Raw genomic sequence first — 26,699 nt, forward strand, 5'->3', positions numbered from 1 at the left:
TATTGACCTTATGGTAAGTCGAGTACTCAAAAACAGCATATTCTTGCGTATATATGCTGGTTTGGTCGTTTTAGTGGTTGTGGTTGCCGCATTTTGTTATTTGCTGGTTCAAATCATTAACTACCAACGTGCGCAAGAATATCGTGAATCACTTACGGATGGGATTTCATTCGTAATTAGTGAAGGGGTATCTCGTCAGCCTGCCAAGCAGCAAAAGCTAGATTGGATTTCTGATGCTTCTGATTTGTTAGAGCTTCCAATTTATTATGTTGATGCTGCGCGTGTTGAATTATCTCGAACAGAAAAAAGACGAATTTCCGAGCAAAAATCTGTTGTGCGCTACGATGCAAACAACGGGGTTGGTTATATTATTATTGGTCTAAAAGATGACCCGAAGCATTTTATCTATATTAAAGTAGATAAAATTGGCGAACGTCAGATGAAGGCGTTGCCTATATTTGTCTTGGATTATTTAATTTTCTATCCGGGACAAGAGCGTGAATACTTAGAAAAAATTAAAAAGCACTTCTATTATCCGATTGATATTTTAGATATTCGTGAGATTAATCTCGATTCAGAGCAAATTGGTCGTTTACGCCAAGATCAAAGTGTCCTGTTGTATAAGGACAGTGCGACTGTTCGAGGCACAACAATTTCGATTGTTTCACCGATGCCGAATCATCCAGCACAAGTTTTGGTCTTAGGTCCAGTTCCGATGTTCAATTGGATGCCATTCCAGCTCGCAGCAGGGATTACTCTATTTAGTTTATTCTTGTTGAGTTTAGGCGTTTATGGGTTGATTTTACCTTTAGAACGAAAGATTCGTCAGGTTCGTCATGCCTTAAACAAAATGAAATCTGGTGATCTGTCATTGCGTGTCCCGATCGAGGGAAGTGATGAAATGGCAAACTTGGCATCCAGTTATAACAATATGTCCGATCATATTCAGCGTTTAATCGAGGCACAACGTGAGTTGATGCGTGCGGTTTCTCATGAGTTGCGCACACCTGTTGCTCGTATACGTTTTGGGATGGAAATGCTTGCCGAAGAAGATGATTATAATTATCGGATTCAGCAGGTGGATATGATTGATAAAGACATTGAAGCGCTGAATACCTTGATTGATGAGATTATGACTTATGCCAAATTGGAGCAGGGTACACCCTCATTAGATTTTGAAGATGTCGTGCTAGTTGAAGTGTTGGATCAAGTGGCGATGGAAACAGAGGCACTGAAAACACAAAAAGAGATCGAACTCATTGCACCTCCTTTAGCGCTTCGTGTCGATGCTGAAAGACGTTATTTACATCGAGTCGTACAAAATCTTGTAGGTAATGCCGTTCGCTATTGTGACAATAAAGTGCGAATTAGTGGTGGTGTTCGTGCAGATGGTAAAGCTTATGTCTGCGTCGAAGATGATGGTCCTGGTATTCCAGAGCAAGAGCGCTCACGTATTTTCGAAGCGTTTGCACGCTTAGATGATAGTCGTACTCGTGCCTCAGGTGGTTATGGATTGGGGTTGTCAATTGTAAGCCGTATCGCATATTGGTTTGGTGGTGATATACAAGTCGATCAAAGCCCAAATCTCGGTGGGGCGCGTTTTATCATGACATGGCCTGCAAAACGTTATAAACAGCCTGCAAAAAAATAAACCTCAGATATCTGAGGTTTCTCTTTGTCACAATTAATTATTCTTGCACAGAAGCATCTGGTTCGATGAGTGGATACCCCGACTTTAAACGCTGTAATGCATCAGCATTAAAATCAATTAATAAAGAGTTGTTTTTTACATCAATCTTATAATTTCGAATGAGTGGTTTATCTCCATCAAGTGTTTCGACTTTATATGTATCAGCAATATTTAGAATACCTTCTAGATTTGTTGTGGTCGCAGCAAAATCCTCTCTAAAAACTTCATAAATATCTCTTAGGTCAAAAATCGCATTGTCTGCGTCAGGATGTTTTTGAATATAAGTTTCGATATGACGCATTAAGAGTTGTGAGAAAAAGAAATAGTCTGTGTCATGTGTGTATTCTAGCTGCATATTTTTCTCCTTGTTTTATAACTCTAGAATACCGATGAATGAAGACAAGAGTGTATAAACTTAATTAAAGCATGTAGCTGAATTGAAACATATTATGTCGATATCACAACTTGGTTTCGCCCTTGATGTTTGGCTTGATACAACGCATCGTCAGCCTGTTTAAATAGTGCATCAATAGATTGTTGATTTTCAGGAGTACACAAACAGATCCCAATGCTGACTTGTATGTAAAACTGCTGCCGATCATTGAGTGGAATAGGCATCTTGCTGATGTTTAAACGTATATTTTCAGCATATTGAAAAGCTGTATCAGGGTCGATGTCACTCATAAAAATTGCGAATTCTTCACCACCTAAACGTCCAAGTAAATCATTTGGTCTGAGTAATGAATGAATCTCCTGTACGCCATATTTCAGTGCTTTGTCTCCCATTTGATGACCATAGGTATCATTCACTTTTTTAAAGTGGTCGAGGTCAAGCATCAAAAATGCTGTGGTTTGTTGTGCTTTTTGAGCTTGAGCATGTAGAAGTTGTACCGACTGGAGGAATTGTCGTCGAGTTAAACTAGAGGTGAGTTCATCATGTGCAATGATGTGTTGTAATTCTTGAATGAGCTTTGACCTTACCATATTGATATTGGACACAGTAAGAGGTGCAATCGTCATCATAATCAAGCCAAATCGAATAGAGATGGTATTGTTTAAATATTCATGTGGATAGAGTTGTAAATAATTTTCTGAAACATGATGAATGATAAAAGCACAGGTTATCGAAGTAATGATCACAACAGAAAAATGTCGATAAGCAAGCGCACACCAAATCAAGGGTGCAATTGGGTAAAGTAGCGAACCTGGTCCTGTATCGTAATATGCAATCACAAGTGAAATAAGAACTGCAAATAGCGGAAAACTCTGTTGAACAGTTTGAGTTTTAAATTCTATAAATTGTTGTTTTAACTCTTTAAAGTTTGGTGCACTAAGTAGTGCAGGAAGAAGTAAGAGGGCATTTTGGATTTCAGCCGTAAACCAATAGCCAAAATCGATCCAAAACGTACCCAAAGCAAATTTAGTATTAAAATAGGGGAGTGAAATCGCAGCGAATAATGAACTAGATAAAGCCCCAATACAGCAAAAGCTAAATAAAAATAGATAAAAGTAACCTTGATGTAATGAGCGAATGTAATTTTTAAATTTAATGTAAAATGCCAATGTGGTGATGACATAAAGTAAATTGGCTGAGGTTAAACATACATTCAGCAAAAAAGGGGTGTCTTGCATTGAATCTGCAATTAAATACCCAGCTATAGCGCCAATAAAACTGACGGGGTGGCGTGTTTGAGGGAAGCGAATCAGGATACCTAAAAGAACGGAGTTCGCTGGCCAAAATGAAGCTAAAAATGTAAGTTGGCGTGTTGCGATGCCAAGTAAGCAGCAGAGCAAGATAACTGCACTAAACAATAGAAATAATTGGGAAAGCGAAAGAGATTTTGATGCGACTTTAAGTGAGGGCATTCTAACGCTGTTCCTGATGGCTTTTGAGTGGCGCTATTATATAAATTTTGTTTAAAATTTCACCATAAATTTATGCTTATACAATCATTTGGTTCATGTTGTTATATTTTTGCGCATGGCTTGTAAAAGAAGAATGTTTTTGGCGCATAAATATAGAAAAAAATGATTAATAACTTATACGTGATTTGATTAATCGATTTTTGAGGGTGAATTAACACTGATCTTATATATATCAGTAAATTTATGAACAAAATCATCCAAAAGACTAAAGCGCTTCAACTAGCATGAGAAATTAGAAATCAGGTACAATTGGCGGGATTAATTTTGTGTTTGGTGTATTTGAAGGCCAATACATACATTCTTTGTTAAAAATAGGCCTGCCAGGAGTTATCCCCGCATGAGTGCCATTACTCCATACGATTGGGCGATTATCGCTTTCGTGATCGGCGTTACATTTCTTTGCGTTTTTATGCTGACAGTCCCTTTACTCCTTGGGGGTAAAGCATGGGGGCGTGCCAAGCAAGAGCAGTTTGAATCAGGCGTAGTAGGTGCGGGCGGTGCTCGTATTCGCTTGTCAGCCAAATTCTATCTCGTTGCCATTTTCTTTGTTGTTTTTGATCTTGAAGCTCTCTATCTCTACGCGTGGTCTACATCTGTGCGTGAAGTAGGGTGGTTTGGATTTACCACGGTTGTGATTTTTGTGGTTGATCTCTTGATTGCCTTGATTTATGCCATTTCTGTTGGTGCGTTGAACTGGGCGCCAGTAGATCGTCGTAAATCTGCAGGTGTAGCAATGAAAATTGGTTCGCCAAATATGAATATTGCTGAGATCACTCGATTCAATAACATTGAAGAATTGGTTGTCGATCCTACAGGTCATATTCCAGCACAGTCTTCTGGTCGTGTTAAATCTAAAACACCGACTACATCATCATTTAAACAGGAGTAAGTCGGGATGAAATATACTTTAACCCGTGCGAATCCAGATGCCGATCAATATCCATTGCAAGATCGTCAGATCGTAACTGATCCATTAGAGGAAGAAGTTAATAAAAGTGTGATGATGACACGTCTTGAAGATGTGTTGCATACAGCTGTGAACTGGGGGCGTAAGAACTCCTTGTGGCCATTCAACTTTGGTACATCATGCTGCTACGTTGAATATGCAACTACATTAACTGGCGTTCATGATTTATCACGTTTTGGTGCAGAGGTTATTCGTGCTTCACCTCGTCAAGCGGATTTGATGATCGTTGCAGGAACTTGCTTTGTCAAAATGGCACCTGTAATTCAACGTTTGTATGAACAAATGTTGGAGCCAAAATGGGTGATTTCAATGGGTGCTTGTGCAAACTCTGGTGGTATGTACGACATCTATTCTGTGGTGCAAGGTGTAGATAAGATTATTCCTGTTGATGTGTACATCCCAGGCTGTCCACCTCGTCCAGAAGCATTAATTCAAGCATTGATGTTACTTCAAGACCAAATTCAACTAGAGCGCCGTCCACTTTCAGCGGTTATTGGTGATGATCTTCAGCCTGTTTATAAGCCAAAGATGATGCCAGAACGTGACCGTAAAAATGCTGATCGTATTGCGGTGAAAAACCTACGCTCTATGGATGAAATTAAATAATTTAAACGATGAGTTTTTGACATATCGCTTATTGGATATGGTCATCGTGGAAATTGACAGAATTTGTATTAAATAGGAAGCCAAGCCAATGGCTGAAACTGACATTGCTATGCCAGAATCGACTCAGGTTGATTCACGCCCAGCATTTGCAATTGTAGAAGAGCTCAAAACCAAATTTGGTGAGAACTTCTACGTGCAGGCGACTTGTGAAGAGTTTCCAACTGTCTGGGTTGAGCGCGCACGCGTGCAAGAAGTCCTCATGTTCCTCCGTAAAGTGGAACGTCCTTATGTGATGCTGTTTGACTTGTCTGCGGTTGATGAGCGTTTACGTGTTCACCGTGATGGGTTGCCTCCATCTGACTTCACAGTGTTCTATCATCTATTATCGCTTGAGCGTAATAGTGATATCCGTATCAAAGTTGCGTTGAATGAAAATGATTTAAACATTCCAACGGCAACCAATATTTGGCCAAATGCCAACTGGTACGAACGTGAAGCTTACGATATGTTCGGGATCAATTTCGAAGGGCATCCAATGCTCCGTCGTATCTTGTTGCCGACTTATTGGGAAGGTCATCCGTTGCGTAAAGAATATTCTGCGCGTGCGACAGAATATACGCCATATATGCAAGATCAAGCGAAACAAGATTTCGAACAAGAACACTTACGTTTCGTACCAGAAGACTGGGGTCTAAAACGCGGTAACGCTGATGAAGACTTCATGTTCCTCAACTTAGGTCCTAACCACCCATCTGCACATGGTGCTTTCCGTGTGGTTTTACAGTTGGACGGTGAAGAAGTCAAAGACTGTGTACCTGATATCGGTTATCACCACCGTGGTGTGGAAAAGATGGCTGAACGTCAAACTTGGCATTCATTCATCCCTTATACGGATCGTGTTGACTACTTAGGTGGTTGTGCGCAAAACATGCCATATGTAATGGCAGTTGAGCAGCTCGCAGGGATTAAAGTGCCTGAGCGTGCGCAAGTGATTCGTGTGATGTTGAACGAATTGTTCCGTATCAATAACCACTTATTATTCTGTGGTACAGCGATTCAGGATGCCGGTGGTATGACTCCAGTATTCTATATGTTCGCAGACCGTCAGAAAGTCTATGACATCGTTGAAGCGATTACGGGCTACCGTATGCATCCAGCATGGTTCCGTATCGGTGGTACGGCGCATGACCTTCCAAACAACTGGCAAAAACTTGTTAAAGAGTTGCTAGAGTGGATGCCGAAACGTTTGAATGAGTACTACACAGCTGCACTTAAAAACTCAGTATTTATCGGTCGTACGCGTAACGTAGCGCAATACGATGCTAAGTCTGCGTTAGCTTGGGGTGTGACAGGTACTGGTTTACGTGCAACGGGTATTGATTTTGATGTCCGTAAATATCGTCCATACAGTGGTTATGAGAACTTCGACTTTGATGTTCCAGTTGAGTATGAAGGCGATGCATATGCGCGTGTTTTAGTGCATTTCCGTGAAATTACTGAATCACTAAAAATCATTCAACAGTGCTTGGATAATATGCCTTCTGGTCCATATAAAGCGGATCATCCATTGGCAGTTCCACCACCGAAAGATAAGACATTACAAGATATTGAAACCTTGATTACGCACTTCTTGAGCGTGTCATGGGGTCCTGTTATGCCTGCAGGTGAGTCTTCATTCATGACTGAAGTAGTGAAAGGTGCGAGTACGTATTACCTCACTTCTGATAAGTCAACTATGAGCTACCGTACTCGTATTCGTACGCCAACATTCACTCATTTACAGCAAATGCCTTCTGTTATTAACGGCAGCTTAGTATCTGACTTGATCATTTATTTGGCGACCATTGACGTGGTTATGGCTGACGTGGATCGCTAGGGGTAAACGATTATGATGATTTTGACTGATAAAAAACCACGTGTGAATGTTGAAGGGATTTTGACTGCTGACGAAATCCATGAGATTGAACATCACATTGGTCACTATCCGTATCCACGCGCAGCTTCTTTGGATGCTTTAAAGTGTGTACAACGCCGTAATGGTTGGGTAGATGACGCTCAAATGAATGCAATTGCGCAATTGCTGACTATCAGTGTGGCTGATTTAGAGGGTGTAGCAACGTTCTACAACCGTATTTATCGCCAACCTGTAGGTCGTCACGTAATTTTATTATGTGATTCGATTGCTTGCTTCTTAATGGGTGCAGAAACTTTAGCAGAAGCATTTCAGCGCGAGTTAGGCATTCAATACGGACAAACTACAGCAGATGGTCGTTTCACCTTGCTTCCAATTTGCTGTTTAGGCAATTGTGACAAAGGTCCAACTTTAATGATTGATGAAGATACTCACGGTTTAGTGGATGTATCATCAGTTAAACAGTTATTGGAGAAGTATGTATGAATACTGAACCAAAACCAATTTATGGCGACGGTAATCCAGAAACTCATCCACTCACTTGGCGTTTGAGTAAGCAAGATGCAGTACGCAATGCTGATGAATACGAAGCTTTAGAAGGTTATGCAGGCTTTAAAAAAGCACTTAGTATGCCTCCAAAAGATGTACTCGACGTCATTAAAGCTGCAACGGTTAAAGGTCGTGGTGGTGCAGGTTTCCCAGCAGGAATTAAATGGTCATTGATGGCACCAAATGATGGTGGTCCACGATATTTGATCTGTAATGCTGATGAAATGGAACCTGGAACATTCAAAGACCGTTTGTTGATGGAAAAACTTCCACATCAATTGATCGAAGGTATGTTGATTGCTGGTTATACCCTAGAGGCAACTCATGGTTATATCTTCATTCGTGGTGAATATATCGAAGCTGCTCAATACTTGAATGAAGCACTAGAGCAAATCAGTGCCAAAGGTTATCTAGGTGAAAACATCTTAGGTAGTGGCTGGAACTTCGAAATGTATGTTCATACAGGTGCAGGTCGTTATATCTGCGGTGAAGAAACTGCATTAATCAACTCGCTTGAAGGTCGTCGTGCCAATCCACGTACTAAACCACCATTCCCTCAAGTTGCGGGTGCATGGGGTCGTCCAACGATTGTAAACAACGTAGAAACCTACAATAACTTGCCAGCGATTATGTTGCGTGGTCCAGAATGGTATATCAACCTTTCTGCACATAAGTCTAAAGATCCTGGTACGAAGATCTACGGTGCATCAGGTAAGGTGAAATTCCCAGGTCTTTGGGAGTTGCCATTTGGTACAACTGCACGTGAAGTGATTGAAGATCATGCAGGTGGTATGCGTGATGGTTTAACACTGAAAGCATGGTTGCCGGGTGGAGCATCAACAGACTTTTTAGCTGCTGAACATATTGACTTACCAATGGATGCTGAAAGCATCATGAAGGCAGGTTCACGTTTAGGAACATGTTTGTTGATGGTCGTAGATGAAACCCAATGTATGGTTTCAGCAACCCGTAATTTAGAAGAATTCTTTGCGCGTGAATCGTGTGGTTGGTGTACGCCATGCCGTGATGGTTTGCCATGGGCTGTTAAAGCACTGAAAGCACTCGAAAGTGGTGAAGGTAAGATGGAAGATATTCAACATCTATCTGAACTCACTAAAAAGTTGTGGATTGGTAAGACTTTCTGTGCCCACGCACCAGGTGCGATGGAGCCACTGATGGGTGCATTAAAATATTTCCGTCATGAGTTTGAGGCAAAGGTTAAAACCCATGCAGCTACTCGCGATGTAGAACAGGTTTAAGGAATTCGACTATGGCTACAATTCATGTCGATGGAAAATCGTATGAAGTCAATGGCTCAGAGAACTTGCTACAAGCATGTTTAAGCCTTGGCATCGATATCCCGTATTTTTGTTGGCACCCATCCTTAGGTTCTGTTGGTTCTTGTCGTCAATGTGCGGTAACTCAATACGCGAATCCTGAGGACACACGTGGGCGTTTGGTAATGTCTTGTATGACACCAGCCGCTGACAATACTTACATTTCGATTGAAGACAAAGAAGCAACAGAGTTTCGTGCATCGATTGTTGAATTCTTGATGACGAATCACCCACATGACTGTCCAGTCTGTGAAGAAGGTGGTCACTGTCATTTACAAGATATGACGGTCATGACTCAGCACGATCGTCGTCGCTATCGCTTTACGAAACGTACACATCATAACCAAGAGTTAGGTTCTTTTATTGCACATGAAATGAACCGTTGTATCGCTTGTTACCGTTGTGTTCGTTACTATAAAGACTATGCGGGTGGTACCGACTTTGGTGTTTATGCGAATGCATCACGTGTTTATTTCGGTCGTCCGGAATCAGGTACTTTAGAATCTGAATTCTCTGGTAACTTGACTGAAGTCTGCCCAACAGGTGTATTTACCGATAAAACGCACTCTGCACGTTATAACCGTAAATGGGATATGCAGTATGCTCCGAGCGTATGTCATGGCTGTTCTTCGGGCTGTAACATCTCTCCAGGTGAGCGTTATGGTGAAATCCGTCGTGTAGAAAACCGTTTTAATGGTTCAGTAAACCAATACTTCCTTTGCGATAAAGGTCGTTTCGGTACGGGTTATGTCAATCGTGAAGATCGTCCACGCCAACCTCAATTCCGTAACGGTGAAACTGTTGCAACTGTGAGTGTGGATCAAGCACTTGATCAAGTCATTGCACAGCTTAAAGGTAAGAAAGTTCTAGGTATCGGTTCTCCTCGTGCAAGCTTGGAATCAAACTACGCACTTCGCCAACTTGTTGGTCAAGCCAACTATTCAACAGGTATGTCTCAAAAAGAGCAGAACTTGGTTGAGTTAGCTGCTTCAATCATGCAAACACAGGGTATTTATAACCCGAACATGCGTGAAATTGAGAGCTATGATGCAGTTCTAATCTTGGGTGAAGACTTAACGCAAACAGCACCACGTATGGCTTTATCAGTTCGCCAAGCTGCGAAAAATAAAGCGAAAGAAATGGCTGCGAAAACGCGTACTCCTGACTGGTTAGCAGAGCCTGTGCAACGTATTGGCCAAGAAGCAAAATCACCGATTTATATTCTTGCTGCAACACAAACGCGTTTAGCGGATGTTGCAACAGGTGAAGTTGTTGCTTCTCCAAACGATATTGCGCGTTTAGGTTTTGCTGTCGCTGCTGCTGTAAAAGGTGAAACAGTATCTGGTCTTGACGATGATGCAAAAGCATTTGCACAAACGATTGCTGACACTTTAAAAGCGGCGAAAAAACCATTGATTATCTCTGGTACAAGCTTGCAAGACTCAGCGATTATGGAAGCTGCTGCACAAGTTGCACAGAATCTTGGTGAAAATGCTGGTTTATCTTTGACGGTTCCTGAAGTGAACTCAATGGGTCTAGCATTATTCGGTGGTTTAAGCTTAGAACAGGCATTTGCTCAAGAGTATGATGCTGTTGTTGTGGTTGAAAATGACTTAACTCGTCGTTTACCAGTTGCACAAGTCAAAGCTGCACTTGAGAAAGCTGAGGCTGTAATTGTATTGGATCATAGTGAAACAGAAACTCTGAAACTAGCAGATATCGTTCTTTCTGCTGCAAGTTTTGCAGAGGGTGATGGTACTGTTGTGAGCCAAGAAGGTCGTGCGCAACGTTTCTATCAAGTGTATGACCCAAGCTATTACAAGCCTGAATATGCAATCAAAGAATCTTGGCGTTGGTTACATGCCGTTGAGACTGGTCTCAAAGGCAAAGCTGTAGATTGGACACTGCTTGATGATGTGATTGATGACATCGTGAAGAATGTTCCTGTGCTTGAAGCCATTCAAGATGTTGCACCTGATGCAGGATATCGTATCCATGGCTTGAAGATTGCGCGTGAACCACGTCGTTATTCTGGTCGTACAGCAATGCGTGCGCCATTATCTGTTCATGAACCTAAACAGCCAACTGATCTAGATTCAGCATTAACGTTCTCGATGGAAGGTTATGTCGGTAATCAGACAGCTTCTTCGCTAGTACCTTTCGCATGGTCTGCAGGTTGGAACTCACCACAAGCTTGGAATAAATACCAAGATGAAGTGGGCGGTCACTTAAAAGGCGGTGATTCAGGTGTGCGTCTATTTGATCGTTTAGCTAAACGTCCTGCACGTAGCTATGTGGCACCAACTGCTGTTGTAGTGAACCCTGAAAGTTTCCGTCTTGTACCAATGCACCATATCTTTGGTTCTGGTGAATTTACGATTAAAACACCTGCAATGGAATCTCGTATTCCTGAAGCGATGTTTGCTGTTGGTGAACAAGATGCAACACGTTTAAATGTTCAAGACGGTCAACGTATTACAGTACAAGCAGGCGAAACAAGCATTAGCTTACCTGTACAAGTGATTGAATATTTACCAACAGGCTATATTGGTTATCCAATTGGTTTAGCACCAACAGTTTCATTGGCTGAGCCTGTGTCTGTGGCGGTAGGAGTGTAATTCATGAATCAAGAAATTATACGTCAAACGCCACTTTGGGCTGAGAACTGGCCAATCGCTTATTCAGTGATTCAAGCGATCGTGATCTTGTTGGTTGTGGTTCTTATCGCTGCATTGATGTCATTTATCGAACGTCGTCTCTTGGCATTGTGGCAAGATCGTTATGGTCCTAACCGTGTCGGTCCTGGAGGTATGTTCCAGATCGTAGCTGACATGCTTAAGATCATGTTTAAGGAAGACTGGACACCAAAGTTTGCTGATAAATTGACTTTCCGTCTAGCACCAGCAGTTGCAATGGCAACTGCGGTACTTTCATTTATGGTTATCCCAGTAAGTCCATATTTGGGCGTTGCTGATATGAGCATCGGTCTGTTGTTCTTTATGGCAATGGCGGGTATCGCAGTTTATGCAGTGTTATTTGGTGGTTGGGCATCTAACAACAAATACTCATTGCTTGGTGGTCTTCGTTCTGCTGCTCAAACCATTTCTTATGAAGTGTTCTTGGGTATCTCATTAATGGGTGTGGTTGCAATTGCGGGATCATTTAACCTTCGTGAGATTGTTGAAGCACAACGTGATATGTGGTTCATCATTCCACAATTCATTGGTTTCTTGATCTTCGTGGTCGCAGGTGTAGCAGTGACTCACCGTCATCCATTTGACCAACCAGAAGCTGAACAAGAGTTAGCTGAAGGTTACCATGTTGAATATGGTGGTATGAAGTGGGGGATGTTCTTCGTTGCAGAGTATGTCAACGTGGTATTAATCTCAGCTTTGATAGTCACTTTATTCTTCGGTGGATGGTTAGCTCCATTTAACTTAGAAATTCCATTTGTTCCACCAGTTTTCTGGTTCGTAATTAAAACAGCATTCTTTGTGATGATGTTTGTCTTGGCGCGTGGCTCTTTAATGCGTCCACGTTATGACCAAGTCATGAATTTTGGTTGGAAAGTTTGTTTGCCATTGGCGTTGGTCAACTTGTTAGTGACTGGTGCTGTGATTCTGATGAATCAGGCCTAGAACAGCAGGGAGTACAAAATGTATAAAATTCTAGCTGGATTTGGATCGATTGTACGTTCGTTGTGGATGGTATTTAGCCATGCCACACGTAAACGTGACACGATTTTATATCCAGAAGTACCAGCTGAACAAATTGTACCTCCACGCTTTCGTGGTCGTATTATCTTGACGCGTGATCCTGATGGTGAAGAGCGTTGCGTAGCATGTAACCTTTGTGCGGTTGCTTGTCCAGTAGGCTGTATTTCATTGCAAAAAGCGGAAAAAGAAGATGGGCGTTGGTATCCAGAATTTTTCCGTATTAACTTCTCACGTTGCATTTTCTGCGGTATGTGTGAAGAAGCATGTCCTACAACTGCTATTCAAATGACGCCTGATTTCGAGCTTGCTGAATACGTTCGTCAAGATTTGGTTTATGAGAAAGAAAACTTACTCATCTCAGGTCCTGGTAAATATCCTGATTATAACTTCTACCGTGTAACAGGTATGGCTGTAACAGGTAAAGACAAAGGCCAAGCACAAAAAGAAAGTGCACCAGTTGATGTACGGAGCTTATTACCATGATGTGGCCATTTTATTTGATGGCACTTGTGGCCATTGTTTCGACAGTTCGTGTTGTAACTAACACGAACCCTGTACATGCGTTATTAAGCTTGATTGTTTCATTGCTCGCTGTTGCTGGTATTTTCATGATTGTGGGTGCACCGTTTGCGGCTGCACTTGAAATCATTGTCTATGCAGGCGCGATCATGGTTTTGTTTGTCTTCGTTGTGATGATGCTCAACCTAGGTCAAGAAACAGTTGAACAAGAAAGTAAATGGTTAACCTCAGATGCATGGGCATATCCTGCAATGTTGAGTTTTATCTTAGGTTTGACACTTGTTTGGATGTTAAACGGTGAATACACCACGATTTCTGCACCAATGGGCTTAGAAATCGTAGGTCCTAAAGCCGTAGGTCAAGCGTTATTTACTCACTATCTATTATTGGTAGAAGTTGCCGCGATGTTGTTGCTTGCAGCCCTAGTTGCTGCATATCACTTAGGCAAACGTGAACCAAGTGCAGAAGAGGATAAAGAATAATGGGACACATCCCTTTAGAACATGGTTTGATTGTCGCAACCATCCTTTTTGCACTGGGTTTTTACGGTGTAATGGTGCGTCGCAACCTATTATTTATGCTAATGAGCCTTGAAATCATGATGAATGCTGCTGCATTAGCATTTGTCCTAGCAGGTAGCGTTTGGTCTCAGCCAGATGGTCAAGTGATGTTTATTTTAATTTTGACACTTGCTGCTGCCGAAGCGTGTATCGGTCTTGCGATCGTCCTTCAGTTTTATCATCGCTTCCATCACTTGGATGTTGATGCTGCTAGTGAGATGCGCGGATGAGTACATTATATTTAACCGTTTTATTCCCGCTCATTGGTTTTATCCTTTTAGCGGCAGGGCGCAATAAACTCTCTGAAAATGTAGCTGCCATTATTGGTGTTGGTTCAGTTGGTTTATCTGCTCTATTTGCTTTAATTGCTGGTCTTGCTTTTACGAGCAGTGGTCAAACCGTTTTCGTTCAACATTTATGGACTTGGTTCAGTGTTGGCGGTTTTGAGCCAGGTATTAGCTTACATCTTGATGGCTTGTCATTATTAATGATGGGCATGATCACGGGTGTAGGTTTTCTGATTCATATCTTTGCATCATGGTACATGCGTGGTGAAGAGGATTACGCGCGTTTCTTCTCTTATTTCAACCTATTCGTTGCTAGCATGTTGTTGTTGGTACTTGGTGATAACTTAGCGTTATTGTTCTTAGGTTGGGAAGGCGTGGGGCTGTGCTCTTACTTACTGATTGGTTTCTATTACTCTAATCCTGCAAATGGTTGGGCAGCAATCAAAGCATTTACAGTAACACGTGTCGGTGACGTATTCTTACTCATCGCATTGTTCTTGCTTTATCAACAATTTGGTACTTTGAATACTCAGTACATCGTTGAAAATGCAGCGACTGTAATGACGCAAAGCTCATCATTGTCAATTTGGACAGCATTAATGTTGTTCTTGGGTGCAGCAGGTAAATCAGCGCAAATTCCATTACAAACATGGTTAGCTGATGCGATGGCAGGTCCGACACCAGTATCTGCATTGATCCATGCTGCGACAATGGTTACAGCAGGTGTGTACCTATGCTGCCGTATGTTCTCCGTGATGGAAATGGCACCAGAAGTGATGCAGTTCATCTCGATTACAGGTGCTGTGACATTGCTTGTAGCTGGTTTTGCAGCGCTAGTTCAAACCGACATCAAACGTATCTTGGCTTACTCAACTATGAGTCAGTTAGGTTATATGTTTATGGCTGTAGGTGCTGAAGCTTACCAAGCTGGTTTGTTCCACATGTTGGCTCATGCATTCTTCAAAGCATTATTGTTCCTTTCTTCGGGTGCCGTAATTCTTGCATGTCATCACGAACAAAACATTTTCAAAATGGGTGGATTACGTAAAAAGATTCCATTCGTATTTTGGTGTTTCGTCATCGGTGGTGGCGCATTGGCTGCACTTCCAATCGTAACTGTTGGTTTCTTCTCTAAAGATGCCATCTTAGGTGCAGTATATGCACAGTCTACAATTGCAAATATTCCACTTTACAACACATTGTATTGGGTTGGTGTAGCGGGCGCGTTCTTAACTTCTATTTATACGTTCCGTCTAATTTGGGTCGTATTCTTCGGTGAAGAAAAAACACATGCGCATGCAATTCATGGTGTGACATATTGGGCACCACTTGCGATTCTTGCTGTGTTATCCACAGGAATTGGTTACTTCTTGCAAGCACCAGTTGCAAATTTATTGACTGCTGCAAGCATTCCAAGTTTTGTTATCCCTGAAGCTTTACATGAAGCTGTTGTACATGCAGAACATTTGGCGAGTGGTATTGCACTTGCTGGTTTAGCAGTAGGTATCTTCCTATTTGCCTTTGCATATGGTGCTGTTAAATCATTTGCTCAAACATCATTGGGCGCTGGTTTAGCACATATTTGCCGTACCGCATTTGGTTTTGATGCTTTGTATGACATCGTATTCGTCAAACCTTATTTATTGATTGCGAAAATCTTAGGTCGTGATCCAGTTGATGGTTTATGGCTAGTACTACCTGCGATTGTGAAAGGTGGTAATACCTTTACTAGCTCGCGTCAAACAGGTTCATTACGTGAATACGCATCAAGCATGTCACTCGGTGTAGTGGTGCTATTGATGATCTTGATCGTGATTCAGGTTGTGGGGAAATAAAATGGAAAACAATTTAATTTTACCCGCACTGATTTTAGTTCCTTTCATTGCTGGTTTTATTTGTTGGTTGGTTGATAAATTCGACCAACAATTACCGCGTTGGATTGCCTTAATTGGTATGCTTATTACCTTTGGTTTAGGCATTGCGCTTTGGCAAAGTGGTACATTTAGTTACGAGCTGGGTGGTAAAGTCCCAACTTGGGCGGCTGAGTTCCATTTACCTTGGATTCAGACGTTAGGCATTAGCATTCACTTGGCAGTGGATGGTTTATCTTTACTCATGGTATTACTGACTGCATTACTTGGTGTACTTGCGGTTGGCTGTTCATGGGGTGAGATCCAAAAGAATGTTGGTTTCTTCCACTTAAACCTCCTGTGGAGTTTAGGTGGTGTTATCGGTGTATTCTTAGCGATTGACTTATTCTTGTTCTTCTTCTTCTGGGAGATGATGCTCGTACCAATCTACTTCTTGATTGCGTTATGGGGTCATAAAGGCTCGAATGGTCGTTCACGTGTTTATGCTGCAACCAAGTTCTTCTTATACACGCAAATTGCTGGTTTGATCATGTTGATCGGTATCTTAGGCCTTGTGGTTTATGGATACATGATGACAGGTATGATTGGCTTCGATTACAACTATTTATTGGCTGTGGCGAACCACTTACCGCCTGAAGTTGCTTATGCATTTATGCTATGTTTCTTCATCGGTTTTGCTGTGAAATTACCTGTGTTCCCATTACATGGTTGGTTACCTGATGCGCATGCACAAGCACCAACTGCGGGTTCTGTGGACTTAGCTGGTATTCTGATTAAAACAGCAGCCTATGGTTTACTTCGTTTCGTTATCCCATTCTTCCCAGCAGCATCAGCACAATTTGCTGATATTGCGATCATTCTTGGTTTGATTGGTATTTTCTACGGCGCATTCTTAGCGTACCAGCAAACAGATATGAAACGTTTGCTTGCCTATACGTCTATTTCGCACATGGGTTTCATCTTACTTGCTATTTACGCAGGTAATATCCTGACATTCCAGGGACTTATGATCATGATGTTGGCACATGGCTTGTCATCTGCTGCATTATTTATCATGTCTGGTCAGGTTTATGAGCGTTTACATACACGTGACTTACGCTTAATGGGTGGTTTACGCGGTCAGCTGCAGTACCTTCCATTTTTCTTAATGTTCTTTGTTGCTGCGCTTGTGGGTGTACCAGGTTTAGGTAACTTTATTGGTGAATTCCTGATCTTGATGGGTTCATTCAAAGCTTATCCTGTATTCACGATTATTGCGGCAGTAAGCTTGGTGTTTGCTGGTCTTTATGGTTTGATTTTGATTCATAAAGCATTGTTTGGTACACCAAATCCAGAGCAACAGCAGCACTATACAAGCCCATTAAAAGATTTATCAGCACGTGAAGTTACTATCTTGATGATCTGTGTGATCGGTTTGGTTTGGTTAGGTATTTACCCACAAACATTCTTGGATGTATCGCATTCAAGCATGCAATGGTTAGTAAATAGTTATATGCCAGTACAAGAAGTTGTTGAAACTGTTCAGCAGACAGCAACTCAACTTGAGCATGTGGAGATGCAATAAACCATGAACTTCACACTTTCTTTTTCTGAACTTATGCCGCTCGTCCCTGTGATGATTGTGGCGTTAACTGCAATTGTTGTGATGTTATTGATTTCGATTAAACGTAATCATAATTTAATCGCAACAACTTCAGTTGTGGGGCTTAACCTCGCTGCAATTTTTATCGCATACACTGCGTATACAGGTCACTATGCACCTGTAAACGTGATGGGCATGTTTATGGTTGATCCATTTACCATGCTCTATCAATTCATGATTTTGATCGCAGCTTTGGCATGTTGTACTTTGTCACATGCTTATATTGAGACATATAAAGACAATCGCGAAGAGTTGTACATCTTGCTACTGTGTTCAGTAGCAGGTGCGATGTTGATGGTTGCTAGCTCTCATTATGCTTCGTTCTTTATCAGCTTAGAATTAATGTCAATTCCAGTATATGGTATGTTGGCATATACCCATCAGCGCAGCCAATCTTTGGAAGCAGGGATTAAATATCTTGTACTTTCAGCGACGGCATCTGCAATGTTGTTAATGGGTATGGCGTATATTTATGCTTATACGGGTTCATTATCATTCTATGATTCTGTACAAGCGTTATTCACTGCAATCAAACAACCAATGGTGTTATTGGGCTTAGGCTTAATCATCTTTGCTGTTGCGTTTAAACTGTCACTTGCTCCATTCCACAAATGGACACCAGATGTGTATGCAGGTGCTCCAGCACCGATGGCAACATTCTTGGCGACAGCTGCGAAAGTAGCAACGATCGGTTTGTTTGTACGTTACTTATTGGCATCAGGTGCAATCCTAGTTGAATCACTGGTAACAGTGCTTACAATTATTGCTGTATTGTCAATTTTAGTAGGTAACTTACTTGCAGTACGTCAAGTAAACTTGAAACGTATTCTTGGTTATTCATCGATTGCTCACTTTGGTTATTTGTTAATTGCTTTAATTAGCATGACTTATGCGAGCCTTGGTAGCGTGACGGTTTATGTGATTACTTATGTACTTACAACAATCGGTGCGTTTGGTGCAGTTACATTAATGTCGAGCCCTTATAACAACGTGGATGAAGCACAAAGTCTTGCTGACTACCGTGGTTTGTTCTGGCGTCGTCCGATTTTGACTGCAACATTAACCGTGATGATGTTATCGCTAGCTGGTATCCCATTAACAGCGGGCTTTATTGGTAAGTTCCTTGTGGTTATGGCAGCAGTAACAACTCAACACTGGTTCTTAGCTGCAATGATTGTTGTGGGTAGTGGTATCGGTTTGTACTACTATTTGCGTGTTATGGTTGTAATGTACATGACTTCACCAGATACTCCTCGTATTGATGCTGATGCGCATTGGGGAACTAAAGTTGGTGGGATCATGGTACTAGGTGCTGCATTGTTGGTATTGTTCTTAGGTATCTATCCAGATCCAATGATCAATTTAGCATTGAAATCAGAGATTCTTTCTCCATTACATTTCATGTTATCTCAGCAACAGTAATCATCCGATAATCTGATTTGTACAAAAAAGCCTCCAAAACTGGGGGCTTTTTTATTGAATAGTAAAAAAACACTTTATAATAAGCGAATATTTATATTAGCTAGGCACTTACTCGTGTCGATTCAAGAAATTCGTCATCCGCTTATTCGCCATAAACTTGGTTTACTTCGTCGCTCTGACATTAGTACCAAGAACTTTCGTGAATTAGCGCAAGAAGTTACGATGCTATTGACGTATGAAGCAACGAAGGACTTATCTGTTGTGGATCACGAAATTGATGGGTGGGCAGGGAAAGTAACAACTCAACGTATTGCAGGGAAAAAAATCACGATTGTTCCTATCTTGCGTGCTGGAATTGGTATGCTTGAAGGCGTACTGAGCTTGATCCCAAGTGCCAAAGTGAGTGTATTGGGTTTAGAGCGTGATGAGGCGACTTTAGAGGTTCGTACTTACTATAAAAAATTAGTACCTGATGTTGCGAATCGCTTAGCAATGATTATTGATCCAATGCTGGCAACGGGTAATTCACTTATTGCGGCAATTGATGTGCTTAAAGCAAGTGGTTGTAAAGATATCCGTGTTATGGTTTTGGTTGCGGCACCTGAAGGTGTTGCAAAAGTAGAAGCTGCGCACCCTGACGTACGTATCTATACGGCATCAATTGACCAAGGTTTGAATGAGGATGGCTATATCGTTCCAGGTCTTGGTGATGCGGGTGATAAGATTTTTGGTAGTGTTCAAAAAGATTAATTTTTGAAAATATGCTTAAAACAGAGACTTAATCCAACCGTACTGTTTTCAGGGGAGGATTTAAAGTCTCTTTTTTTATATACTGAAATACAGTACTTGCAAAATTAGGTGAATGTCATGAAGAAAGAATTTTATCAGGGAAAAGTTAAACAATATAATCCAGACAAAGGGTTTGGTTTTATTGCAACTACTGAAGGCGATATCTTTTTTCATATTTCAGATTTTCCTGCATCGGAAGGTGAGCCGAAACGAAATGAAAAAGTAAAATTTGTAGCCCTAGAAAATAATGGAAAATTTAAAGCAGTACAAATTGAACGAGTAGATCCTAATCCCGCTAAAACTAAGAAAAACAAAATCATGGATCACAATAAGTCGATTACTAATGAATTGTTATCAAACTTAAGACGTTGATCATTACAGTAATCTTTTATTGAAATATCATGAGAAAAGAGGCTTTAGGGTCACTGCTGTCCCACAAATATCAAAAGAAGAACCTCAATTGAGGTTCTTCTTGTTTTCGCCATTTTTTATCAGGCACAAAGAGTGACCTTAAAAGTTTCCTTTCAAATAAATTGACCTGAATAATTCTCAGTAAACGCTGAACACTCCATCCTTCTTGTGCCATGTGTTTAGCGAAGTTCACCAGCAAATAGGCAATTAATGCAATCCATATTTGCGTTTGTATCGCATTGCGGCTTCGACCTAGAAATGACTTCAGTTTTAAATTCTGCTTGATGGCTTTAAAGAATAACTCAATCTTCCAGCGGTCTTTATAAATTGCAGCAATGGTGGATGCTGCCAGATGAAAGTTGTTGCTCAGAAATTCGAATGTTCTTTTCTTATCTGTATCATAAAACTCTATACGTCTTAATAATTCAGGTGCGCCTCTTTTCTTGGCATGCGCACTGCTCAATTCAATACATTCATCCGCAATAATCCCTTTAGTCTCTAATACGCTGCGGCTTGATTTAACTTGATAAACTGTCTTTGGGCGTAGCCGGGTTACAAAGCTGACGTTCTGAAGTGTCAACTGAGCAAACCATTGATAATCAACATATCCTTTATCAAAGACGATAATGCTGCCAGCAGGAAATTTAAATGCTCTGCCTTGCACCATATCATTTTCAATACCATCCCCAAGCGCTACAAATTCAGGAATGGTATTGCTGTGATTTAAGCCAACACTGAGTTTAATACTGGCTTTGGATTCATGCACTTTTGCCCATGCGCACAATGACAGTGAAAGATCAATATGACTGGCATCTAGTGAATACAGCGGATTTTTGAATCTAAATTTATGTGCAGTTTTAGAGTTTTCACAGCGCTGAAGCAGCTGTGTGAACAATTGCTGATACAGGCTGGCGGGCTGTTCTTCGTTGAGTCTTGCTAAGGTGCTTCGCGCAATTCTCTTCGCGCCAAGATGATAGAGCTTTTCCTGCTGGGATTCGAGATTGGATTGAATGTCTCTTAAGCTTTGCCGACAAGAAAGTTGGGACATCAATATGGCAACAAACTGATCCCAGCGGGTGGCTGATCTTAATTTTTGCCCAGAGTGGTGCAGTTTAGCCAGACGTTCAAAATCTTGTCTTAGAATGGGTTTGAGTAATTGATGAAATACGGTATTCTGATGTGACAAAACCTGAGTCCTTTATAGTTAAAGTGTTTGTTTGCACTCATATTTTAACTATTTAGACTCAGTTTTTTTTATTTAGAGCAAACTATGGGACAGTAGTGGCTTTAGGGTCTCTTTTTTATTAGAATAACCAAAACATGAAAAATTGAGTGCAAAATGTTTGTTGAAGGAAAAATAAAAAAATACGATACAGAAAGAGGTTTTGGCTTTATTAAGGTAGATGGTCATCAAACTGATGTTTTCTTCCATATCAAAGATTTTCCAAAAGCATCTGGTGAACCTAAAATTGGTGAAAAACTAAAATTTTTGATCGTTGAAGATAATAATGGAAAGTTTAAAGCTGCAAATATTGTGCGCTTAGATCAAAAACAAGCATATATTGATTATCCAAACTATGCCAACAACCCATCTACTCAAAATAAATCGGTCTCACAGCAAAAACATGCAAATCATAAAGGTATGACTTTTATGATTATTGGCTTGATTGTGATTGCAATTTTAGGAGCATTAGTTTTTAAAAAATATCAGTCGTATGCAGAATCAAAAGAATTAAAAACAGCACAGCTGATTGCAGAGCAGAAGAAAATTGTGCAACAGCAACGAGATGCTTTGGGTGAGCTGCCAGAAATTAAATTATCTCAAAAGACAGAAAACGCTCTGCAAGCCTCGACATCTGTTCCTGTCATGAATAACCGATCACAACAATCGACAGCGAACCAGACTCAATTTAAATGTGATGGACGCCAACATTGTTCACAAATGAGATCACGTGAAGAAGCAGAGTTCTTTGTGCGCAATTGTCCTAATACCAAAATGGATGGTGATAATGATGGTGAACCGTGTGAGAATGATTCGAGATGGTAAATTAAAAAGATCAGATTTAAATCTGATCTTCACAAAATTGTAGAAAGGCTTTTAATCCTGGCCCCTGATATTTTTGGCGGTGTACCAGCATATAAAGTGGTCTTGTCAGTTGCCAGAACGGTGTGTCAAGGATGACCAATTGACCTTTTTCAGCTAAAGGCTCAATCGCCAATCTTGATACACAGGACATCCCAAGCCCACCCGCTACAATTTTTAAAATTGCTTCGTTATGACCTAAGGTCAAACGAATATTCGCATCAGGAACATCTTGTAAAATTGCATTGTCAAAAACTTCACGTGTACCAGAGCCTTCTTCACGTAAAATCCATTCAACATTTAGAAAGTCAGCAGGGCTTAGTGCACGTTGAATTTGAGCAAGAGGATGTGAAGGTGCACAGCAAACGGCTAATTCATCATCACGCCAGTGAATACACTGTAATTGTGGCAAATGACAAGAACCTTCAATTAAAGCTAAATCTAACTGAAATTGGTTGACTGCTTCAATCATTTGACGAGTATTACCCACTTGTAATTGTAAGTGTGCTTGTGGGTGTTTTTGTAAGAAATCAGCCATTAAATCAGGCATCAAGTAGTCGCTGATTGTGAGCGTTGCTCCCAATCTAAGGTCAATACTTTGTAATTCACCTTTGGCTGCTTGCTCAAAAGATTCACAGCGACCTAATATTTCTAATGCTTGTGGCAATAAAAAGCGTCCCAAATCATTAAGCTGTAAACGCTTGCCGAGTCGATCGAACAATGGCGCACCAAGACCATCTTCTAAATCAGCTAAAGCCATACTTGCTGCACTTTGAGTAAGTCTAACAGCATCACTGGCTTTGGTTACGGTTCCTTCCTGAGCGACCGCCACAAAAACAGCCAATTGGCGTAAGGTCATTCGCATGTTATATAGCCTTAATGTTTTGAGTATCCATCAAATATTCGATCATGCTAACATGAGCATACTGTTTCGTGCCACGTTCAAATCATGTCAATTGAAAAATTTACCGTAGAAAAGGTTTTATCTGTACATCGTTGGGCTCACAATCTTTTTAGTTTCACGATGACGAGACCCGCCCATTTTAAATTTACAGCAGGTCAATTTGCTCGTATTGGGTTGATGGTAAATGGTGAATTGGTGGTTCGTGCATATTCAGTCGTTTCTTCACCTTTTGATGAAAATCTGGAATTCTTTTCTATCGTTGTACCTGATGGTGCGTTTACTTCAAACCTTCAACATCTTGAAATCGGTGATGAGTTATATCTCGACAAAACTGCGTATGGGTATTTAACTTTAGCCCGCTATCAATTGCCTTTAGCTCATGATTTATGGTTATTAGCCACGGGTACTGGATTGGCTCCTTTTTTATCTATGCTCCAAGATTTTGAAACGTGGACGAAATATCAGCATATTCATCTTATATATAGTGTGAGATCTACAGCTGAACTGGCTTATGTAGATCGTATACAAGAGATTGCTGAGAGCTTTGGTGAAGGGCATACAGGGTTCAAATTTGTACCTATAATTACCCGTGATCCAAATGCAACCCTACATGATCGTTTACCTGTTTTGATTGAAAATGGTGAGCTAGAAAAAGTGGTTGGCCTATCACTCAATCCTGCTACTAGCCATGTGATGTTATGTGGTAATCCACAAATGGTAGAAGATACTAAGGATGCATTAAAACAACGTGGACTGACGATGAATCGTCGTGGTGAGGGAAATATTGCTGTAGAGAACTATTGGTAATAGGTATGCATGGATATGTTATTAGTGAACAAACATATCCATAAATTCGCGGATTTCTTGAATTGCGGTATCAACATCTGTATTCAGCCATGTGGGCTCAAAAAGTCCAGTGTAGTGCTCTAAGCGATCATGGGGAACAACCAGTCGAACTGGGCAATCTTCTTCAAGTAAGCGCCAAGGTAAAATCGGAACTTCATTGTCGAGGAATGGTTGTACATTCCGAATATCGATAATCATTGCATTAATGCAATCAGGTAAGGGCATAACCGAGAATTCTTCAGTACGTCGACGGAAATATTCTAGATCACCCCACTTTAAAATATAGCTTGGTTTATTGAACTCGATAATACCAATCAAATGTTCATCGCGTGTGTGATGTAAAAAACATTGATGTGTGACATCAGTGTCTAAATCTAGAGAAACACTTTGTTGGCTATAGGACATACAGTAATTAAAAACAGAACAGAAACGTGACAGAGGATTATAGCTTATTTTTATCATTTTCTAAACCGCCTATATTTTATACAAGAATGCAAATAATAAAAAGTAGAGTTATGCAAATAAAACAACGATAGTGCGAAGCTTTGTCACACAATGCAACACAGTCCATTGCTAATATAAAGGTCTAAGCAATAAAAGGATGAGGGCAAACTATGATGCATGATTTTAGTAAGCCACAGCCTCATGTGGCCAGTAAAGAAGAAATAGCAAGGAAAAGGAAATTACCAGTCTATATGCTCATTATCGTAGGGCTGTTCTTGCTAGCATTATTAATTTTTATGGTTGCAGACCATTCGAATAAACCTACTGCACAAGTGATCATGTCACAGTTGCATTCGGTCCTTTTAAATGCGTAAGCAATCTATCTTAGACCAAACCTAATCGATTTAACGAGCTCATTGGTGTGAACTAATGGGCTTTTTTTGCAAAATTATGCGTAATTTTTGTTGTATTAGTGATGCTGTTCGTTGATTGAGAATTAAACAAAAATTATGGTCTAGATATCCATTCGTGATGTTCTCTTAACAGAATGAGTTTGGGTAGCTGTATTTGACTTAAAAAACAGATAAAAGGATAACATGACATGAATGAAATTTTTAGTGATCCATCCCAAAGAGGGAGATTTGATGCAATGTATTATTGGGATCAATTTCAGCCAATATTAGCCGCAATTGTTATTCTACTGGTGGGTTGGATTATTGCCCTAGTGATTGCAGCAGGCGTGAAAAAGTTATTACAAAAATTTGATACCAATCATAAATTGTCATCGGCGACTGGTAGAGCGCCCAATATAGAAAGTCTCATCTCCAAACTTGTATTTTGGTTTGTGATGATTTTGGCCGTTGTTGGTGCATTAAATGTCTTAAATATTAGTGGTGTAAGCGATCCATTTAGCAATATGGTTGGTCGTGTACTGGTTTATATTCCAAATCTGTTAGCTGCTGTTGCCGTCGGATTTATTGGTTGGGTTGTTGCACGTTTGGTACGTGTAGGCTTGACCAATGTATTATCCAAAACTCAGTTAGACGATAAGTTAAGTAGTGAAGTTGGTGTTAGTTCACTGAGCAGTAATATTGCTGAGATCTTTTATTGGTTAGTTCTATTATTATTCTTGCCGATTGTTTTATCTATTCTCGGTTTAACTGGGCTACTTGTTCCTGTACAGAATATGGTGAATGAAGCAATTGCATTCTTACCGAATCTATTCATTACAGGCGTAATCATTTTTGTTGGTTACATTTTAGCGAAAATCGTTCGTGGTATTGTTGAGGGCTTAACCAATAGCTTAGGTTTACAGGCTCAAGCAGAAAAGATCGGATTATTTAAAAATTCAAGTGTTTCTAAATTCTTAGGTTCATTTGTATTTGCAATTATTATCATCACAGCATTAATTGTGGCATTTGAAGCATTGGGTGTTGAAGCAATTTCACAACCAGCAACAGCGATGTTGAATGAAATTATGCATGCAATTCCACAAATTATCGCGGCTGGATTGATTTTAATCGTGGCTTATGTGGTATCGAGATTTGTTGGACGTTTGGTCGCTGAATTAATATCAGGTGCTGGTGTTGACGAAGTTCCGATGAAACTGGATGTACAACGTTTTCTTGGACAAACACGTGTTTCTGATATTGTTGGCTATTTGATCGTGTTCTTTACTATGTTATTTGCTGTTTCTGAAGCAGCGAATCGCTTAGGTTTAGAACAGGTGAGTGGCTTGATTGCCATGTTTATCCAATTCGGTGCAGACATTTTACTCGGTGCTGTGATCTTGGTAATCGGTTTTTGGCTTGCAAATGTGGTTGCGAATGTCGTGCAACGTGGTGAATACAACAGCTCACGTTGGTTAGGTAATCTAGTTCGCATTTTGATCATGGGCTTAGTTATTGCGATGGGTCTAAAAGCAATGGGTATTGCCGATTCGATCGTTAACTTGGCATTTGGTTTGACGTTGGGTTCTGTTGCAGTTGCTTTTGCATTGGCATTTGGTTTAGGCGGTCGTCAACCAGCTGAACGTTTATTGACAGATTTATTGGATAAAGCAAAAACCGAAGCTAAGCAACCAAATCCAATTCATCAAAATCAACCTACAATTAGTACAAATAGCAATCCAACTCCTCCTTCATCTCCATATTCAGATGAATAGAAAAAATAATCTTTGATTTTTTTGATCAATTCGACCACTCTTAACAGGGTGGTC

The 26,699-nt window shown here is 40.6% G+C and carries 25 protein-coding genes; 20 read left to right on the forward strand and 5 right to left on the reverse strand.

What is annotated here, in order from left to right:
* Window positions 1–10: 10 nt before the first annotated feature.
* On the forward strand, window positions 11–1,651 hold the full coding sequence (bfmS, locus tag R2H34_RS04170; RefSeq protein WP_004952440.1) for a sensor histidine kinase BfmS: 1,641 nt from the start codon (window positions 11–13) through the stop codon (window positions 1,649–1,651).
* 37 nt (window positions 1,652–1,688) lie between these two features.
* Here the strand turns inward: bfmS and R2H34_RS04175 are convergent, their stop codons facing one another.
* Both R2H34_RS04175 and R2H34_RS04180 read right to left on the reverse strand, forming a co-directional pair.
* A complete protein-coding gene (locus tag R2H34_RS04175; protein ID WP_004914312.1) occupies window positions 1,689–2,045 on the reverse strand; it encodes a hypothetical protein in 357 nt (118 codons plus the stop codon).
* Between the two features lie 92 nt (window positions 2,046–2,137).
* A complete protein-coding gene (locus R2H34_RS04180; protein ID WP_087539979.1) occupies window positions 2,138–3,556 on the reverse strand; it encodes a GGDEF domain-containing protein in 1,419 nt (472 codons plus the stop codon).
* 397 nt (window positions 3,557–3,953) lie between these two features.
* On the opposite strand from R2H34_RS04180, the gene ndhC reads away from it, so the two are divergent.
* The 15 genes from ndhC to R2H34_RS04255 all read left to right on the forward strand — a co-directional run bounded on the left by ndhC (window position 3,954) and on the right by R2H34_RS04255 (window position 20,165).
* The gene (ndhC, locus tag R2H34_RS04185; RefSeq protein WP_004914305.1) at window positions 3,954–4,505 is read left to right on the forward strand and encodes an NADH-quinone oxidoreductase subunit A; all 552 of its coding nucleotides are present in this window, start codon (window positions 3,954–3,956) and stop codon (window positions 4,503–4,505) included.
* A gap of 6 nt (window positions 4,506–4,511) precedes the next feature.
* The gene (locus tag R2H34_RS04190) at window positions 4,512–5,189 is read left to right on the forward strand and encodes a NuoB/complex I 20 kDa subunit family protein (RefSeq protein ID WP_004881335.1); all 678 of its coding nucleotides are present in this window, start codon (window positions 4,512–4,514) and stop codon (window positions 5,187–5,189) included.
* A gap of 88 nt (window positions 5,190–5,277) precedes the next feature.
* Entirely contained in the window at window positions 5,278–7,065 is a 1,788-nt protein-coding gene (nuoC, locus tag R2H34_RS04195; protein WP_004952445.1) for an NADH-quinone oxidoreductase subunit C/D, read from the forward strand.
* 12 nt (window positions 7,066–7,077) lie between these two features.
* Window positions 7,078–7,587: an NADH-quinone oxidoreductase subunit NuoE gene (gene nuoE / locus R2H34_RS04200; protein ID WP_004638051.1), complete on the forward strand. Its 510-nt coding sequence runs from the start codon at window positions 7,078–7,080 to the stop codon at window positions 7,585–7,587.
* On the forward strand, window positions 7,584–8,909 hold the full coding sequence (nuoF, locus tag R2H34_RS04205; RefSeq protein ID WP_039047416.1) for an NADH-quinone oxidoreductase subunit NuoF: 1,326 nt from the start codon (window positions 7,584–7,586) through the stop codon (window positions 8,907–8,909). Before nuoE ends, nuoF begins: the two co-directional genes overlap by 4 nt.
* A gap of 11 nt (window positions 8,910–8,920) precedes the next feature.
* Window positions 8,921–11,605, forward strand: coding sequence for an NADH-quinone oxidoreductase subunit NuoG (gene nuoG / locus R2H34_RS04210; protein WP_004952451.1), 2,685 nt, complete (start codon window positions 8,921–8,923; stop codon window positions 11,603–11,605).
* A gap of 3 nt (window positions 11,606–11,608) precedes the next feature.
* Window positions 11,609–12,625: an NADH-quinone oxidoreductase subunit NuoH gene (gene nuoH, locus R2H34_RS04215; RefSeq protein ID WP_004914292.1), complete on the forward strand. Its 1,017-nt coding sequence runs from the start codon at window positions 11,609–11,611 to the stop codon at window positions 12,623–12,625.
* 18 nt (window positions 12,626–12,643) lie between these two features.
* Entirely contained in the window at window positions 12,644–13,186 is a 543-nt protein-coding gene (gene nuoI, locus R2H34_RS04220; RefSeq protein ID WP_004914290.1) for an NADH-quinone oxidoreductase subunit NuoI, read from the forward strand.
* Window positions 13,186–13,704, forward strand: a complete 519-nt coding sequence (gene nuoJ, locus R2H34_RS04225; RefSeq protein ID WP_171053817.1) for an NADH-quinone oxidoreductase subunit J — start codon at window positions 13,186–13,188, stop codon at window positions 13,702–13,704. Before nuoI ends, nuoJ begins: the two co-directional genes overlap by 1 nt.
* Entirely contained in the window at window positions 13,704–14,012 is a 309-nt protein-coding gene (gene nuoK / locus R2H34_RS04230) for an NADH-quinone oxidoreductase subunit NuoK (protein ID WP_004914285.1), read from the forward strand. Before nuoJ ends, nuoK begins: the two co-directional genes overlap by 1 nt.
* Window positions 14,009–15,904: an NADH-quinone oxidoreductase subunit L gene (gene nuoL / locus R2H34_RS04235; RefSeq protein WP_005403162.1), complete on the forward strand. Its 1,896-nt coding sequence runs from the start codon at window positions 14,009–14,011 to the stop codon at window positions 15,902–15,904. The genes nuoK and nuoL overlap by 4 nt, the downstream gene beginning before the upstream one ends.
* 1 nt (window position 15,905) lies before the next feature.
* Window positions 15,906–17,504, forward strand: coding sequence for an NADH-quinone oxidoreductase subunit M (nuoM, locus tag R2H34_RS04240; protein WP_004952461.1), 1,599 nt, complete (start codon window positions 15,906–15,908; stop codon window positions 17,502–17,504).
* A gap of 3 nt (window positions 17,505–17,507) precedes the next feature.
* Window positions 17,508–19,004, forward strand: coding sequence for an NADH-quinone oxidoreductase subunit NuoN (nuoN, locus tag R2H34_RS04245; protein WP_004914279.1), 1,497 nt, complete (start codon window positions 17,508–17,510; stop codon window positions 19,002–19,004).
* A 114-nt stretch (window positions 19,005–19,118) separates the two neighbouring features.
* Window positions 19,119–19,754, forward strand: a complete 636-nt coding sequence (gene upp, locus R2H34_RS04250) for a uracil phosphoribosyltransferase (RefSeq protein ID WP_005403161.1) — start codon at window positions 19,119–19,121, stop codon at window positions 19,752–19,754.
* A 117-nt stretch (window positions 19,755–19,871) separates the two neighbouring features.
* Window positions 19,872–20,165 carry a cold shock domain-containing protein gene (locus tag R2H34_RS04255; protein WP_005403160.1) on the forward strand — a complete coding sequence of 98 codons (294 nt, stop codon included), beginning with the start codon at window positions 19,872–19,874 and terminating at the stop codon, window positions 20,163–20,165.
* A 70-nt stretch (window positions 20,166–20,235) separates the two neighbouring features.
* Here R2H34_RS04255 and R2H34_RS04260 read toward each other — a convergent pair whose 3' ends face one another.
* Window positions 20,236–21,390 (reverse strand): IS4 family transposase, encoded by a 1,155-nt coding sequence (locus R2H34_RS04260; protein ID WP_108565312.1) that lies wholly within the window; start codon window positions 21,388–21,390, stop codon window positions 20,236–20,238.
* 153 nt (window positions 21,391–21,543) lie between these two features.
* Here R2H34_RS04260 and R2H34_RS04265 point away from each other — a divergent pair, with 153 nt between their 5' ends.
* Window positions 21,544–22,251, forward strand: a complete 708-nt coding sequence (locus R2H34_RS04265; protein WP_005403159.1) for a cold shock domain-containing protein — start codon at window positions 21,544–21,546, stop codon at window positions 22,249–22,251.
* Window positions 22,252–22,267: 16 nt separating this feature from the next.
* Here the strand turns inward: R2H34_RS04265 and gigC are convergent, their stop codons facing one another.
* On the reverse strand, window positions 22,268–23,152 hold the full coding sequence (gigC, locus tag R2H34_RS04270; protein WP_004914268.1) for a LysR family transcriptional regulator GigC: 885 nt from the start codon (window positions 23,150–23,152) through the stop codon (window positions 22,268–22,270).
* Between the two features lie 84 nt (window positions 23,153–23,236).
* On the opposite strand from gigC, the gene R2H34_RS04275 reads away from it, so the two are divergent.
* On the forward strand, window positions 23,237–23,998 hold the full coding sequence (locus R2H34_RS04275; RefSeq protein WP_004914265.1) for a ferredoxin--NADP reductase: 762 nt from the start codon (window positions 23,237–23,239) through the stop codon (window positions 23,996–23,998).
* A gap of 21 nt (window positions 23,999–24,019) precedes the next feature.
* On the opposite strand, the gene R2H34_RS04280 is transcribed toward R2H34_RS04275, so the two are convergent.
* Window positions 24,020–24,442, reverse strand: coding sequence for a hypothetical protein (locus R2H34_RS04280; protein ID WP_005403158.1), 423 nt, complete (start codon window positions 24,440–24,442; stop codon window positions 24,020–24,022).
* 212 nt (window positions 24,443–24,654) lie between these two features.
* On the opposite strand from R2H34_RS04280, the gene R2H34_RS04285 reads away from it, so the two are divergent.
* Window positions 24,655–24,855 carry a hypothetical protein gene (locus R2H34_RS04285; protein WP_026057418.1) on the forward strand — a complete coding sequence of 67 codons (201 nt, stop codon included), beginning with the start codon at window positions 24,655–24,657 and terminating at the stop codon, window positions 24,853–24,855.
* A 227-nt stretch (window positions 24,856–25,082) separates the two neighbouring features.
* The gene (locus R2H34_RS04290) at window positions 25,083–26,645 is read left to right on the forward strand and encodes a mechanosensitive ion channel (protein WP_005403157.1); all 1,563 of its coding nucleotides are present in this window, start codon (window positions 25,083–25,085) and stop codon (window positions 26,643–26,645) included.
* Window positions 26,646–26,699: the final 54 nt, after the last annotated feature.

The organism is Acinetobacter sp. 16, assembly GCF_033439925.1.
Taxonomy (GTDB): Bacteria; Pseudomonadota; Gammaproteobacteria; order Pseudomonadales; family Moraxellaceae; genus Acinetobacter; species Acinetobacter junii.